General features: G+C 67.5%; 11 protein-coding genes. 5 read left to right on the forward strand and 6 right to left on the reverse strand.

Translation table 11 applies throughout. The features are described from left to right. The first annotated feature begins 89 nt into the window (after positions 1–89). On the forward strand, positions 90–605 hold the full coding sequence (locus DBO33_RS30645) for a GNAT family N-acetyltransferase (RefSeq protein ID WP_234391133.1): 516 nt from the start codon (positions 90–92) through the stop codon (positions 603–605). 7 nt (positions 606–612) lie between these two features. Here DBO33_RS30645 and DBO33_RS30650 read toward each other — a convergent pair whose 3' ends face one another. Together DBO33_RS30650 and DBO33_RS30655 are read right to left on the reverse strand one after the other, a co-directional pair. Then, positions 613–1,836 carry an aminotransferase family protein gene (locus DBO33_RS30650; RefSeq protein WP_107658160.1) on the reverse strand — a complete coding sequence of 408 codons (1,224 nt, stop codon included), beginning with the start codon at positions 1,834–1,836 and terminating at the stop codon, positions 613–615. Between the two features lie 158 nt (positions 1,837–1,994). Beyond that, a complete protein-coding gene (locus DBO33_RS30655; protein ID WP_107658161.1) occupies positions 1,995–2,621 on the reverse strand; it encodes a Pr6Pr family membrane protein in 627 nt (208 codons plus the stop codon). Between the two features lie 127 nt (positions 2,622–2,748). On the opposite strand from DBO33_RS30655, the gene hrpA reads away from it, so the two are divergent. After that, complete coding sequence (hrpA, locus tag DBO33_RS30660; protein WP_107658162.1) at positions 2,749–7,089, forward strand: ATP-dependent RNA helicase HrpA; 4,341 nt, start codon at positions 2,749–2,751, stop codon at positions 7,087–7,089. Between the two features lie 144 nt (positions 7,090–7,233). On the opposite strand, the gene nrdR is transcribed toward hrpA, so the two are convergent. The 3 genes from nrdR to DBO33_RS30675 all read right to left on the reverse strand — a co-directional run bounded on the left by nrdR (position 7,234) and on the right by DBO33_RS30675 (position 10,021). Beyond that, the gene (nrdR, locus tag DBO33_RS30665; protein ID WP_040736946.1) at positions 7,234–7,704 is read right to left on the reverse strand and encodes a transcriptional regulator NrdR; all 471 of its coding nucleotides are present in this window, start codon (positions 7,702–7,704) and stop codon (positions 7,234–7,236) included. A gap of 320 nt (positions 7,705–8,024) precedes the next feature. Further along, a complete protein-coding gene (locus tag DBO33_RS30670; protein ID WP_107658163.1) occupies positions 8,025–9,281 on the reverse strand; it encodes a hypothetical protein in 1,257 nt (418 codons plus the stop codon). A 200-nt stretch (positions 9,282–9,481) separates the two neighbouring features. After that, positions 9,482–10,021, reverse strand: a complete 540-nt coding sequence (locus DBO33_RS30675) for a hypothetical protein (protein ID WP_159080608.1) — start codon at positions 10,019–10,021, stop codon at positions 9,482–9,484. Between the two features lie 318 nt (positions 10,022–10,339). On the opposite strand from DBO33_RS30675, the gene lexA reads away from it, so the two are divergent. Both lexA and DBO33_RS30685 read left to right on the forward strand, forming a co-directional pair. Beyond that, on the forward strand, positions 10,340–11,071 hold the full coding sequence (lexA, locus tag DBO33_RS30680) for a transcriptional repressor LexA (RefSeq protein ID WP_194835887.1): 732 nt from the start codon (positions 10,340–10,342) through the stop codon (positions 11,069–11,071). A gap of 148 nt (positions 11,072–11,219) precedes the next feature. Continuing rightward, positions 11,220–13,214, forward strand: a complete 1,995-nt coding sequence (locus DBO33_RS30685; protein WP_107658165.1) for an ArnT family glycosyltransferase — start codon at positions 11,220–11,222, stop codon at positions 13,212–13,214. 256 nt (positions 13,215–13,470) lie between these two features. On the opposite strand, the gene DBO33_RS30690 is transcribed toward DBO33_RS30685, so the two are convergent. Further along, positions 13,471–14,118, reverse strand: coding sequence for a TetR/AcrR family transcriptional regulator C-terminal domain-containing protein (locus DBO33_RS30690; protein ID WP_107660728.1), 648 nt, complete (start codon positions 14,116–14,118; stop codon positions 13,471–13,473). A gap of 92 nt (positions 14,119–14,210) precedes the next feature. Between DBO33_RS30690 and DBO33_RS30695 the strand changes: the two genes are divergently transcribed. Then, positions 14,211–15,692 carry an FAD-dependent monooxygenase gene (locus DBO33_RS30695; protein ID WP_107658166.1) on the forward strand — a complete coding sequence of 494 codons (1,482 nt, stop codon included), beginning with the start codon at positions 14,211–14,213 and terminating at the stop codon, positions 15,690–15,692. The last annotated feature ends 140 nt before the right edge of the window (positions 15,693–15,832 follow it).

Raw genomic sequence — 15,832 nt, forward strand, 5'->3', positions numbered from 1 at the left:
AAGTGCGGGCGAGTGCCCTCTCAGTAAAGCGTGTTCGATCGGGGTCCGTCGAGTGCTCGCCGCGGTGCGCCGCCGGGCATGATGGACAAATGTCTAGCACCACCGACCAGTCCGCTCCCGCGGGCGCTGCTAACGGTTCGATGCCCGGCCTCCGCATCGTGGTCGACGACCTCTCCGGACCGGAGATCGCGGCCCTGCTCACCGAACACCTGACCGACATGGCCGCACACTCCCCCGCCGAGAGCTGCCACGCCCTGGACCTGGACGGGCTGCGCCGCCCGGAGATCACCTTCTGGAGCGGATGGGACGGCGACACCCTGGCCGGCTGCGCGGCCCTCAAACAGCTCGATGCCGAGCACGCCGAGATCAAGTCCATGCGCACCGCCGCGACGCACAAACGTCGCGGCATCGCCTCGATCATGCTGCGCCACCTGCTCGCCGAGGCGACCGCCCGCGGGTACCGGCGGGTCAGCCTGGAGACCGGTGCGCCCGAGTTCTTCGTCCCGGCCCAAAAGCTTTATGCCGCGCATGGTTTCGAGTTCTGTGAACCGTTCGGGGATTACGAACTCGACCCGTTCAGCGTTTTCATGACCCGCACGCTCTGAACAGCAATCATCCGAGGGCGCGGGTGAACCCCTCGACCATCTCGTCGACCTGCGCATCGGTCATCACGAACGACGGCGAGATCTGCATCGCACCCTGCCCGGCCGCACGGCTGGAAACACCTTGCGCACGAAGGGTTTTCACCATCGGCAACCCCTCGGCGGGGTCGACCAGCTGAACAGCGGCCACGGCACCGAGCCCACTGCGCACCTCGGCCACGCGCGCATGCTCGGCCAGCGGGGCGAGCTTCTCGTGCAGGGTCGCTTCCAGGCGAGCCGACTCGTCGAGCAGGTTCTCCCGCTCGATGATGTCCAGGTTGGCCAGCGCGGCCGCGGCGGCGCCCGCGTGCCCGCCGTAGGTGTAGCCGTGCCGCCACCAGACGCCGCCCGCGAAGAACGGTTCGGCGATGTGCGGCGCGATGAACACGGCGCCCATCGGGACGTAGCCGGAGGTGAGGCCCTTGGCGGTGGTCATCAGGTCCGGCTGCAGGTCGAAGCGCGAGGACGCGAACCAGGATCCGCCGATCCGGCCGAAGCCGGTGACGACCTCGTCGGTGACGAAGAGAATGTCGTTGTCCCGGCAGATGCGGCGCACCTCGGCGAGGTAGCCGGTCGGCGGCAGGTAGATGCCGCCCGCGCCGATGATGGGCTCGCAGAAGAAGGCGGCGATGCGTTCGGCGCCGATCTCCTCGATCAAGGCGAGCAGCGACTTGGCGTCGTCCCACTCGACGGTGCGCGCGTCGGCCATCAGCTCGCCGTAGCCTTCGCGGTTGAGCGGGATGCCCGCCAGCGCGGTGCCCGCGACATGCATGCCGTGATAGGCCTTGCTGCGCCCGACCACGATCGTCTTGTCCGGCCTGCCGAGCTCGTGCCAGTAGCGGCGGGCGAGCTTGGCCGCGGTGTCCACCGAGTCCGAACCGCCGGAGGTGAAGAAGATCTTGCTACCGGGCACCGGCGCCATCGCGGACAACCGCTCGGCGAGCTCCTGGGTGGCCGGTTCGGTGAAGTCGCCGAAGTTGGAGTAGTGCGCGACCCGGCGCAGCTGCGCGGCGACCGCGTCGGCGATCTCGCCGCGGCCGTGGCCGACGTTGGTGAACCAGAGTCCGGCCGTCGCGTCCAGGTAGCGGTTGTCGTCGGCGTCGTAGATGTAGGCGCCCTCGCCACGGGCGACGACGAACGCGCCGTCCCGCTCGACCGCACCCATGTCGGCAAATCCATGCCATAGCGAGTTCATGTGTCCACCTTTACCGGAGGGAGGTGTCGCCCTCCGAATCGTGCCGGGCCCCATCGCGGTCCCGCGAGCCGATGGCAACCCGGTCAACCAGGGAAAATCCGCTAGCAGTGCACCTCGACCCTATGGCCATTACCACGTTCGACCGCGGCCCAACCGCCTCATGGCGTTCGAAGACGCGCTCGCCCGCCCACGGCCGCTATCGCGATGGCGAGCAGGGTGAAGACGCCGAGCAGAACGATCAGGCCGATCGTCAGCGAGATGTAGCCCTGCTGCCGAGGGTCGAGGAACGGGTACGGATACCAGTCGACGATCGGGCCGCGAATCAGCGTGTAGACGCCATAGACCACCGGGTAGATCAGCCACAGCAGGACGAGCCGCGGCGACAGGGCGAGCCGCTCGCGGGCCGGGACGAGCACCCAGTCGGCGACCAGCACGATGGGCAGCACGCGATGCAGGATGTCGTTGATCCAGCGATCGGTGAGCATCACGTCGATATTGGCCAGCAGCACCGCGTAGACCACACCGGTGATGAGCAGATACAACGCGGTCGCCCCGCGCAGCACCTCCCAGCGGCGGCCCTGCGGGTCACGCAGGCCGCCGATCAGCAACACCAGCATGCCGAGCACATTCGATTGAATGGTGAAGAAGCTGAAGTAGTTTCCGGTGGAGAACCCGGCCTCGTGCAGATTGCGCAGCGGGATCCAGGCCAGCGCGACGGCGGCGAGCACACCGAAGGCGATCCGCAGACCGCGATATATCCAAGCCGTGCCCGAGTCGGCGTCCATTGCCCGATCCTCGCATATCAACCCGGGTAAACGCGCCACATTCGGACAGCCCGCACACTGTCGGCAACCCGCCCGCACCGCCTGACGGAAATACCAGTTGCCGCCCTTCGCTACGCTTATGAATGCAATGACCAGGACAGCTGACACCGGACCCCGCGAGCTCCGCACCCGCCTGGCGAATCTCTCCCTCCGCGACGAATACCGGCTGCGCCGCCGGCTCGACCGGGCGCGCGGCGGCGACCTCGGCGAGGTCGAGACCGAGATCGCCGCGGCCGAGCTCCGCATCGACGCGCGCCGCGCCGCCGTACCGGAGATCCGCTACCCCGAGCAACTGCCGGTCACCCAGCGCCGCGAGGACATCGCCGCCGCCATCGCCGCGCATCAGGTGGTGATCGTGGCCGGCGAGACCGGCTCCGGCAAGACCACCCAGATCCCGAAGATCTGCCTGGAGCTCGGGCGCGGCATCCGCGGCACCATCGGCCACACCCAGCCGCGCAGGCTGGCCGCGCGCACCGTCGCCGAGCGCATCGCCGAGGAACTCGGCACCGAATTGGGCGACGCCGTCGGTTACACGGTGCGTTTCACCGATCACGCCTCCGACCGCACGCTGGTCAAGCTGATGACCGACGGCATCCTGCTCGCCGAGATCCAGCGCGACCGGCTGCTGCGCCGCTACGACACGATCATCATCGACGAGGCGCACGAACGCAGCCTCAATATCGACTTCCTGCTCGGCTACCTCAAACAGCTGCTGCCGCGCCGGCCCGACCTGAAGGTGATCATCACCTCGGCGACCATCGACCCGGAACTGTTCGCCCGGCATTTCGCCGACGAGAACGGCGCTCCCGCACCGATTGTCGAGGTATCCGGCCGGTCCTATCCGGTGGAGCTGCGGTACCGGCCCCTGTCGCTGGAACTGCCCGGCGCCGACGACGAAGACGACGAGGACACCCGGGTGGTCGACCGCGACCCGGTGGACGCCATCGGCGACGCGGTCACCGAACTGTTCGCCGAGGGCGACGGGGACGTGCTGGTGTTCCTCTCTGGTGAACGCGAAATCCGGGACACCGCAGACGCTTTGCGCGATCTGAAGCTGCCGCGCACCGAGATCCTGCCGCTCTACGCTCGGCTGTCCACCGCCGAACAGCACCGGGTGTTCGCGCCGCACCCCGGCCGCCGCGTGGTGCTGGCCACCAATGTCGCGGAGACCTCGCTCACCGTCCCCGGCATCCGGTATGTGATCGACCCCGGCACCGCGCGCATCTCGCGCTACTCGATGCGCACCAAGGTGCAACGACTGCCGATCGAACCGGTCTCCCAGGCCTCGGCCCGGCAGCGCGCCGGACGCTGTGGCCGGGTCGCCGACGGTATCTGCATCCGGCTGTACTCCGAGGACGATTTCGAGTCCCGGCCCGCGTTCACCGAACCGGAGATCCTGCGCACCAACCTGGCCGCCGTCATCCTGCAGATGACCGCGCTCGGGCTCGGCGATATCGAGAACTTCCCGTTCGTGGAGGCGCCGGACAAACGAGCGATCCGGGACGGCATCGCGCTGCTGGAGGAGCTCGGTGCGCTGGGACGGCGGACCGCTGACTCGAAAGACGCGGTCGAAACCCGCACCGATGACTACGGATTGACGCTCACCCCGATCGGGCGCGACATGGCGCAGCTGCCGGTCGATCCGCGGATGGCGCGGATGCTGGTGGAGGCGCACAGCAACGGTTGTCTGGCGGAGGTGCTGATCATTGTTGCCGCACTGTCGATTCAGGACGTTCGCGAGCGGCCCGCCGATAATCAGCAGGCCGCTGATCTCAAGCATGCGCGGTTCGTCGTCGAAGGCTCGGATTTCCTTGCTTACCTGCGACTCTGGGACTATCTGACCGAGCAGCGGAAGTCGTTGTCGTCCAACCAGTTCCGGCGGATGTGCCGGGAGGAGTTCCTGCACTACCTGCGGATCAGGGAGTGGCAGGACCTGCACGGGCAGTTGCGCACCATCACGAAGGGGCTCGGGTGGTCGGCCGACTCGTCGGACCGCTCCGAGGATGCGGGCGAATCTGCCGCGGGCAACTCTCGACGCGGGCGAGCTCGAGGTAAGGGCGCGGAAGGATTACCGGACGGGCAGTCCGACGTGCGGCAGCAGGCCGAGGGGGGTTCACGGCGTCGGCGATCCGGCAGCCGGGGTGTAGCCGACCAAGGTGCTCAATTCGGGCAGCCCAGCGACGGGGGCAAGGCCGAAAGTGGCCAACCCCGCAGAGCGGGCGGACCGACCCCGTCGGACCGGCAGGACGCCAATACTTCTCGCGACGGCCGGACCGAGTCCGCGACCGGCGGCGGGCAGCGGGGGGCGAAGCGGGGACGGCGCGGCGGTGCACCGCAGGCAGCCGGCAGTTCGTCACTCGAATCGGATGACATGCCATGGGATTCCACCGGCATCCATCAGGCTCTGCTGGCCGGCATGCTGTCCCATATCGGGCTGCGCGAAGCGGAGACGCGGGAGTTCCTCGGCGCGCGCAACGCGAAGTTCATGATCTTCCCCGGCTCCTCGCTCGCGAAGAAGCCGCCGCGCTGGGTGATGGCGGCGGAGCTGGTCGAGACGTCGCGGCTGTGGGGGCGGATGGCCGCCAAGGTGGAGCCGGAGTGGGCCGAGCGGCTCGCGGGCGATCTGGTGAAGCGCACCTATTCCGAACCACATTGGTCGGCCAAGCGCGGCGCGGCCAGCGCCTACGAACGCGTCACGCTGTACGGCATCCCGCTGGTGACCGGCAGGCAGGTCGACTACGGCCGGATCGATCCGGAACTGTCACGTGAGCTGTTCATCAGGCACGCGCTGGTGCAGGGCGAATGGCAGACCCGGCACGAGTTTTTCCACCGCAACCGCGAATTGATCGACGACGTCGCCGATCTGGAGCATCGCGCCCGCCGCCGCGACATCCTGGTCGACGACGAGGTGCTGTTCGAGTTCTACGACAAGCGCCTACCCGCCGACATCGTCTCCGTGCGGCATTTCGACAGCTGGTGGAAGTCCGCGCGCCGCAAAGACCCCGCGCTGCTGGACTTCTCGACCTCGACCGTGGTCAACGCGGGCACCGCGGCGCTGGATCCGGCCGCCTTCCCTGATGCCTGGCGGCAGGGAGAGCTCAGTTTTCCGCTCACCTACCAGTTCGAGCCGGGTAATGAGGAAGACGGTGTCACCGTACGGATCCCGGTCGAGCAACTGGCGCACGTGCGGGCCGTCGGCTTCGACTGGCTGGTGCCGGGCATGCGCGACGAACTGGCCGCGGCACTGATCAAGACCCTGCCGAAGGCGTTGCGGCGCAGCGTGGTTCCGGCGCCGGACTTCGCGGCGCGGGCACTGGCCGCGCTCACCCCGCGCGCCGAGCCGTTGCGCATCGGGTTGGCGCGAGAGCTGTCGCGGCTCGGTGCGATCACCATCGACCCGACCGACCTCGATACCGCCGCGCTGCCGGATCATCTGCGCATGACCTTCGCGGCGGTCGACAGCGCGGGCAAGGTGCTGGCCCGCAGCAAGAGTCTGCCTGCCCTGAAAACTCAGCTGGCCGAACAGGTTTCCGCCTCGGTTGCTCGCGCGACGGCCGGTGCCGAACGAGCGCCCGCCGCGGTGTGGACGTCGGAGTCGCTGGGCACGGTGGAGCCGACGGTTCGCCGTGAGGTGGCCGGGCAGACCGTCACCGGTTATCCCGCGCTCGTGCCCGAGGGCGAGGGTGTGGCGGTCCGGGTACTCAGCTCCCCTGCCGCACAGGCCGCCGCGATGCGCGCGGGCACCCGTGCGCTCGTCCTGAACGCGCTGCCGACTTCCGTGCGCACCGTCACCTCTAGCCTGCGTCCCGCGGATCGCCTTGCGCTGAGCCAGAATCCGTACGGATCGCTGGAGGCGCTGGTCGAGGACTGCCGGGCCGCGGCCGCCGACGAACTCATCGCCGCCGCGGGCGGACCGGTGCACAATCCGGATGACTTCGCGGCACTGGTGGCGAAGATCCGCCCCGACTTCGTCACCACGGTGGCGCGACTCGTCCGCCTGGTGGTGCCGATTCTGGCCGAGGCACACCGGGTTTCGGTGGCGCTGGCGCAGACCTCCGAACGCGACATCGCCGACGACGTCCGCGACCAACTCGACAACCTGGTCTTCCCTGGTTTCATCGCCGAATGGGGCAGCGCCCGGCTGCGCGAACTCCCCCGTTACCTGCAAGCCGCCGTCGTCCGCTTGGAGGCGCTGCCCGGTTCCGCGGTCCGCGACCGGCAGGGCATGATCGAACTGGACCGCGCCCTCACCGCCTACGACCGGCTGATCAACTCGCTGCCGGAGAACCGGCGCCACGCACCGGCCGTCACCGAGATCTGGTGGATGATCGAGGAGTTCCGGATCAGCCTGTTCGCCCAGAAGCTCGGCACGCCATATCCGGTGTCCGCCAAGCGCATCGAGAAAGCGATCGCTGCCATCCGCCGGTAGCTGAACCTCGTATACCTGCTTGCGCCTCGCACCATGACAACCTGGTCGCCGACCATGAAGCGGCAGACGCACGGAAACTGATTTGTCGCACCAGGAATCGCATGCGATTCCGTGTGCGGGAAATCGAAGTGTCTGCGGCTGTTGCTATTCGGCGGGCACAGCGGCCGCTTCACGGGCGCTGCGCATCTCCTGGATCTCACGCTCGAAATCCGCTGCGGAGGTGAAGGATCGGTAGACGGAGGCGAAGCGGAGGTAGGCGACCTCGTCCAGGTCGCGCAGCGGGCCGAGGATGGCCAACCCGACCTCGTGGCTCGGCACCTCGGGAGAACCCTTGGCGCGCACCGCGTCTTCCACCTTCTGTGCGAGCAGGTTCAGGGCGTCGTCGTCGACTTCGCGACCCTGGCAGGCGCGGCGGACACCGCGGATGACCTTTTCCCTGCTGAACGGTTCGGTGACGCCGCTGCGTTTGACCACGGACAGGATCGCGGTTTCCACCGTGCTGAACCGCCGCCCACAGTGCGGGCACGCGCGGCGGCGGCGGATGGCCGCGCCTTCGTCGGCCTCGCGCGAGTCCACCACCCGGGAGTCGGGGTGTCGGCAGTACGGGCAATGCATCCGGGGGATCCTTCGTCGATGCGCGTGCTCGCGGCCGGCCCGGCAACCGATCGGGGTGACCGTCCCGGCGAGCACGTGTACAGGGGCCTAGACCCCGGCACCAGGTAAACCTCAGGCGATATGCGGAATACCTGCATAGCACTTCGAGGATACCCGTCCGGGTACCCGGGATGTCTCACTCACCCTGTACCCACCGGCAATGTCCGCGGGATCGCCGGTTCGCTTCCGCTGAACGTCGACACGTCGCCGCCACTTGTCCGCGCAGGATTCTGTGCTCACTCGCGCAGGCGCGTGCTGATGATTCGATCGGCCGCTGCGGGCTATTCGACGATCTGCCACTGCGAGGTCAGGTCGGCGATCAGTTCGGGCAGGCGTGGAATGAGGCGGCCACGAGCCAGCTTGTTCCAGAACGACTCGCCGAGCACGGCGGTGCCGAGTGCCGGGTTGAGCTCCATGTCGATGTGCCGCGGGACGAGGTCCCCGGTGATGTAGGTCCAGCGGGTGTCGCGGTCGGCCCAGTTGAAGTCGGGCAGCGAGGTGCGCAGGGCCAGGGTGCGTCCGCCGAGGTCGGCGCGGACGGTGGCCGGTGCGAACACGCCCGGGGCGCGGACACCGGGCACGGCGGGTTTGCCCGCGATGGTGCTCACGTAGGTGAGGACCCGGCCGATCGGAGCACGGCCCGCGGCGGTCGCGTCCCACTGGTCGGCGATGACTTTGTTCTGTTCGCGGTCGGTCATCCGGATCAGTGCGTCGATGTTGCCTTCGCGGGTGCCCTGAGCGATCGATTGCCATGCCGTGTGGATGTCGTCGTCGAGCACACCCGCCTCGTACATCTCATCGATGCCACGCATGCCCAGCGCGATGTAGGCCTCGTGCATCGGGACCAGGTCGGTGAAGATGTGCTTCTGCATGATCATCAGCCGGGTCTGGTACCAGGCGACGTCCTCGGTGGTGAGCCGCGAGCCCTCGGTGGCGAGCAGCCGGATGTCGGCGGGCAGTTCTCGCACCAATTCTGGTGGGGTGTGGCGCAAGAGGTCGGCGACGGCGTCCCCGAGTTGGTGGATGCCGGGCACGTCGAGCACCACGCCGACGTCGCTCATGTCGAAGAAACCGGAGGCGAACGAGCCGCCCGCGATGCCGGCCAGGCCGGTCCAGTAGAACTGCGGGTGCTGCGTGGTGAGCCGTAGGTAGTTGACATACACCTGATTGAAGGTGCGTTCGTTGGCGCGGACGCCGCGGGCCGGATCCCAGGCCGCGAGGTCGATGGCGGCGTTGCGGGTCGCGACGACCAGCCAGTACTGATGCAGCAGGGTCGCGTACCGGCGCGGAGACACGCCGTCGGCGCGCGCCGCGTCCACCGCGGCGGACAGGGTCGGTTCGTCCAGCGGGAGCGCCGGATTCAGCCCGCCGCCGCCCGCGCCGTCACCGTTGACGGCGGGTAGGTCGAGGTAGTCCGCGTAGGCGGGCGCCGCATGGGCGGCCGGGATGGCGGCGACCCCGAAGACCAGACAGAGGGCGATCCCGAAAGTTCGGGCGAGCAGCCGGGTGGAGCGTCCGGCGGTGGCGAGATGCGTCATTGCTAGATGTCCCGAACTCGTGCGTAGGCGACGGCCGCGTGTGGCAAAGGGCTTTGCCAGATCACGTGTTCAGCACACTAACAACATGTTCTAGTTGATGATCAACAAATTCGGTCACTTCGCGACCGCACGATCAGGCTGGTGCTACGTAGTAGCCACGCCGGTCCGAGAAGCAATGCCCGAAATGTCGGCTGATCTCGTCAACGGGTGCTGACACCTTGAGGCAGCACGATTTCGGGCGCGCTATCCACGACCACCGACTGCCCGTCGACCACCGCGGGCACCGTGCCCGGACCAGTGTCCCCACCCCAGTCCCCCGCCCGCAGATGCGCCAGCGTGATCAACGCGGCCACCACGAGCGCACTCAACAGCGCGGCCACCGCGAGTACGGCGAAACCGACCTGCGCCTGCTCGACCAGCTCGACCGGGTGGGCACCGCGGGCCTGGCGCACCGGCGAATTCCGGGTGCCACGGTCGTATACGACGACGCCACCACCGGGCCGCGCGCCACGCGGGCGCCGGTCCACGGTCGACCGATGCGCGGAATCCGCTGGGCGCGTACGCAACGTGCCTCGATGCACGCGCGGGACGGTCGCGAACGCGAGATCTATCTCCGCCGAATCGGTGTCGCGCGAGTCGGCCTCACGCGTGTCGACATCGCGAACATCATCGACACGCCGTGCGAGTTCCGTGCCCGGCGCGCCGATCTCCGTGTTGATGTCGCTGATCGCAGTGCTCATCGGACAAACCTCCGTGGTGGGTGCTCCGTCTGTGTTCGAGCTGGGGTGTTCGAGCTGGGCGGACCGGTGGGGCTGCTCGGTACCGCTGTTCAGTGCCGCTTTTCGATGCATTGTTCGCTCAGGTGTTCGAAGAACTGATGTTCGATTTCTACCACGTGCCACCGACAATGTCAGCAGGAAACGCCCGACACTCCTCGAACAGATGTTTGAAACATCGGCCCGACCGGACTAGATTCGAAAGACGAAATTCAAGACAGGCCATGCAGGGAAATGCCGGGCGGCGGATCAGCCCGGATACAGCACGGAAGGGCGGTTGCGGTGAGGCACACAGACGACACGGGCGTAGAGAGCGAAGGCGGCGTCGACACGGCGGTTACCGAAGCGGATCTCACCGTGCGTCAACGCAAAGTGCTGGAGGTCATCCGGTCTTCGGTGAGCGAGCGCGGCTACCCGCCGAGCATCCGGGAGATCGGCGACGCCGTCGGGCTGACGTCCACCTCCTCGGTCGCTCATCAGCTGCGGGCACTCGAGCGCAAGGGCTTTCTGCGTCGCGACCCGAATCGTCCACGCGCCGTCGATGTTCGAGGCCTCGACGAGGTGGGGCGCGCGGTGACCACCCTGCACGCCGCCGCCGTCGACGAATCCGACACGGGCGCAGCCGATCCGAACCGGCCCACCCCGACGTTCGTGCCGGTGCTCGGCCGAATCGCCGCCGGTGGACCGATTCTGGCCGAGCAGGCCGTGGAGGACGTGTTCCCGCTGCCCCGCGAGCTGGTCGGCGAGGGCTCGCTGTTCCTGCTGAAGGTCGTCGGTCAGTCGATGATCGACGCGGCGATCTGCGACGGCGACTGGGTGGTGGTGCGGCAGCAGAACGTCGCCGACAATGGTGACATCGTCGCCGCCATGATCGACGGCGAAGCGACCGTGAAGACGTTCAAGCGCACCGGCAAGGATGTCTGGCTGATGCCGCACAACCCGGTGTTCGAGCCGATTCCCGGCAATGACGCACAGGTACTCGGCAAGGTCGTCACGGTGATCCGCAAGATCTAGCCACCGAGTTCGATACGAGAACGGCCGCACGGTGATCCGTGCGGCCGTTCTCGTCCGGTAGTGCCAGCACGGATCTCACGGCGTCGTTCACAGCACATTGCCAGCGAGCGCCCAGCGCCTTCACCGCTGCGCGGGTCATGCTCCTGCGGTGACTGCGATCAGCGTCGAACCGACCTTCTCCGAGGCAACCGAGACCCCGGCGGGCCTACCCCCGGCTCGTCGCTGGGAGCGGGCCGGACTTGCCGCGCTGCTGATCGGTACGGCGGTCGCCTATCTCTGGCACATCACCGTCAACGGCATGGGCAACAACTTCTACGCCGCCGCGACCTGGGCCGGGTCACGGAGCTGGAAGGCGCTGCTGTTCGGGTCGCTCGATCCTGACAACTTCATCACTGTCGACAAGCCGCCCGTGTCGCAGTGGGTGATGGGGCTGTCCGGGCAGCTGTTCGGTTTCAGCAGTGCCAGCATGCTGGTCCCGCAGGCGTTGATGGCGGTCGCCGCGGTCTGGTTGCTGTATTCGGCGGTCGCCCGTGCGACCGGCAGCCGGGGTACCGGGTTGCTCGCCGGTGCGGTGCTGGCCGTGACTCCGGTGGTGGCGTTGATGTTCCGGTTCAACAATCCCGACGCCGTGATGGTGTTGCTGATGACCGCGGGTGCCTACTGCACGATCAGAGCGCTGGAGCGGGCGAGCGCACGCTGGCTGGTAATCGCGGGTGTCGCCCTCGGATTCGCGTTCCTGGCCAAAATGCTCGAAGGGTTGATGGTGCTGCCCGCGCTGGGTGTCGCCTATCTGATCGTTGCGCCGACGACGCTGCGGAATCGGTTGTGGCACTTGGCTGCTGCCGCAGTGGCGCTGATCGTTTCGTCCGGCTGGTACGTGCTGCTGACCATGCTGTGGCCCGCTTCGTCGCGGCCGTACCTCGCCGGGTCGACGAACAACACCTTCATGGATCTGGTGCTCGGTTACAACGGATTCGCGCGCTTCCTCGGCCAGAATCACAAGGGGGGCAACCGCTTCGAGCTGCCGCCCGGCTACGAGATGCCACACGACCTCGGGGCCGGCTTCGGTAGCTTCGGCGGGTCGGGGCCGTGGCGGCTGTTCACCGGTGAGATCGGATTCGAGACCTCCTGGCTGCTGCCCGCGGCGCTGCTGGCCTTCGGGATTGTGCTGGCGTCACGCCGGCGGGCGCCGCGCACCGATCTGATACGCGGTGCGGCAATGGTTTTCGGATTGTGGCTGATCATCGACGGCATCGCGTTCACCACCATGCAGGGTGGCATGCACGCGTACTACACACTGGCCATCGGGCCTGCGGTCGCGGCGACCTTCGCGCTCGGTGTGCACGAAGCTTGGCGGCGGCGCAATGAGGTGTTCGGCCGCATTGCCGCTGCCGCATTGGTTCTGACGACGGCAGGGTGGGCTTTCGTGCTGCTGCAACGCAACTCCGAGTGGCTGCCGTGGCTGCGCTGGATCCTGCTCACAGTGGCAGTGCTCGCCACGCTCGGGCTGCTGGCCGGGGCCTTCCCCGCCGTATCGCGTCGGCTGCGCACCCGGACCACCTCGGTGCTGGTGATCGTGGGCGTGCTGGCCGGACTCGGCGGTTCCACCGCCTACGCGGCGGCCACCCTGCCGCAGGCGCATGTGGGCGGCAGCCCGACCGTCGGTCCCGCCGAACCCGAAAAGGGCGGCTCCGCAAACGAAGTCCGCCGCGCCGTCACCGCGTTCCTCGACGGCTCGACCGAACCACAGGTCGTCGAACTGCTTCGCAATACCACGACCACCTGGTCGGCCGCCATCGATAGGTCCTCGACGGCCGCGAGCCTGGAGCTCGCCAGTCGCACCCCCGTGATCGCCATCGGCGGCTTCACCTCCGACGACCCGGTGCCCACCCTCCCCGATTTCGAGCACTTGGTCAGCACCCGCCAGGTCACGTATTACCTTGCGCAGGAAGTGAAGTTGCCCGACGCCTGGAAAGTTGCCGATCAGCCGGGAATCATCCCGGAACCGGACCAGCCGCATACCGGCAACGGCCTGTGGCGCCCATCGGGAAACAAGGACATCGCGGAGTGGGTTGCCGCCCACTACACCCCGGTCCACATCGGCAACGTAGCCGTCTACGACCTTACGGCGACGCCGCGCTGACGTTCATGATCGACGGGACATAGCGGCGGCAAAGTGCGAGAAGGGGCCGCCGCCACGTCCCGTTGGATCACGAAGTTACGGCCGTGCGGGACATGGCGCTTCAGGCGATCCCCGTTGCAGGTCTCGCCGGACCGAATCAGGTCGTCTCGGCCCGGCGGCAAAGGGCGAGAAGCGCCGCCGTCGTGTCCCGTTCGGTTACGAAGTTAAAGGCCGATGATGCTTCAGACGATCCCGTTGCGGGTGCCGCCGGGCCGAATCAGGTCATTCCGGCTGGTCGGGCGGCGACGACGCCGGCGAGGATGACGCGCAGGCCATGGTCGAACTCAGCGTCGGGATCGGCGGTGAAGAGTTCGTCGACCAGCGCGGTAGTCAGGGGGTATCGGGTGGCGTCGATGAGGTTTTCGAGGCGCTCGGGCCGGTAGGGGTTGTCGTCGTATTCGGCGCCGGCTCGCGCTTGCTCTTCGATGACGAAGCCGATGGTGTAGTGCAGCAGGATCGGGAAGACGCGGACCGACTGCACCATCGGCAAGCCCGCGTCCTCCAGCGTGCGCAGCGTCAATTCCACTGTGCGCCACATTGCTTCGTCGTTGACGTAGGTGCCCGCAAGCACCTTCGCGCCGTCACGGTAGTGCAGCATCGACCGGCGCAGCCTGCTGGCGAGCTGGATGGTCCAGTCCTGCCAGTCCTGCCCGCGCCGCGGCGCCTCCAAGCCGTCGACGGCGGCGACGAAGACGGTGCGTGCCATCGCGTCGAGTAGTTCGCGCTTGTTCTTGACGTGCCAGTAGAGCGCGGGGGCCTGCACGTCGAGTGCGGCGGCCACCTTGCGCATGGTCAACCCGTCGAGGCCGACGTCGTCGAGCAGGTTCAGCGCCGCCTGGGCGATGACCTGGGTATCGAGCTTCACAGCCGCCTCCTGTTCCGAACCGGTTGACAGTTTAACAATGTTCATGTCTCCTTAACATCGTTAAAGAGCTTAACATCGTTAAGGAGAAAGTCATGGAGACGACCCAGGTAGTTGTCGCTGGTGGCGGGCCTACCGGACTGATGCTGGCGGCCGAATTACGGCTGGCCGGAGTGGACGTTGTCCTGCTCGACGGGCTCGCGCAACGCACCGGCGAATCGCGGTCCGGCGGTATCCACGCACGCACCATGGAGATCCTCGACCAGCGCGGACTGCTCGACTGTTTGCTGCCACAGGGGCGCATCATGCAGGCCGGCCACTTCGGCGCGCTCCCTTTGGATTTCAGCGACTTCGACACTCGGTACCCGTACATGCTCGCTGTGCTGCAGTCGGTGGTCGAGCGCGAACTCGACCGGCACGCAACCGAACTCGGGGCGCCGGTGCGGTGGGCATCGCCGGTCATCGGGTTCCAGCAGGACGAGACCGGGATCGACGTCGAAGTCGGCGCAGCGGACGGCACCCACCGGATTCGGGCCGAGTACCTGGTCGGTTGCGACGGCGGGCGCAGTACGGTCCGCAAGCTGGCAGGCATCGGCTTCGTCGGCACCGACGCGACGATGACCGGGATGCTGGCCGATGTCGAACTGGCCGAGCCTCCCTCGGAGCAGTTCTTCGGTCACCGTCGCGGCGGCGGTGATTTCTCCGCAGTCCAGTTCGAGCCCGGCTGGTATCGGCTGGTCGTCCAGCGACACGACCTCGTCATGCCGCGCGGATCGACCCTGACGTTCGAGGACTTCCGGGCCAACTTCGCGGAGATCGCGGGCACCGATTTCGGCATGCACAGTCCACGCTGGGTGGCGCACTACGGTGACGCCTCCCGGCAGGCGACGCGCTACCGCGACAGGAGAGTGTTCCTGGCCGGAGATGCCGCGCACATCCACTACCCCGCAGGCGGCCAAGGCCAGAACCTGGGCGCCCAGGACGCGGTCAATCTCGGCTGGAAACTAGCAATCGCCTTGCACAGCAACGGATCAGACGCTGTGCTCGACACCTACGAATCCGAACGCCATCCAGTCGGTGCCCGCGTGCTGAACAACACCAGGGCACAAACAGCGCTACAGCGGCCCGGCGCGCATACCGAAGCACTGCGCAGCGTGCTGGGCGACCTGATCGACATGGACGTAGTGCGGCAACGGCTCGGACTCATGATCACCGCCCTCGACATCCGCTACGACGTCAAGGGCGATCATCCGCTGGCCGGGCGCCGGGTCCCCGACGGTGACCTCACCACCGCCGCGGGCGCCACCCGAGTATGCGAGCTACTGCGCTCCGGTCGACCAATCCTGTTGCGCCTCAATGGAAACCAGAACCCGTCTGCCGCAGGATGGCTCGACCGAGTCGACGTGATCGACGCCCGCAGCAACACCACCCACTGGCCCATCCCCGGCGTAGGCGACATCGCAGTTCCCGCCGCCATCCTTATCCGACCCGACGGTTACGCAGCCTGGGTCAACGCCGAACCCGCCACCCACGGCCTCGCCGAAGCACTGACCACCTGGTTCGGCCCAGCCGCCTGAGCCGGCTGCGGTCGGCAGAGCGCCCACTCGGCGTTCACCTCCATGCTGTCCCGATCGGTCGTCGGTGCATGACGGAATGCCGACTGGCGATCTCACGGACTACGGGGTCACAGCGTCTTCTGCGTGTGAGCATGCAACTG

Origin of the sequence: Nocardia suismassiliense (genome assembly GCF_900269665.1) — a bacterium.
Classification (GTDB): Bacteria; Actinomycetota; Actinomycetes; order Mycobacteriales; family Mycobacteriaceae; genus Nocardia; species Nocardia suismassiliense.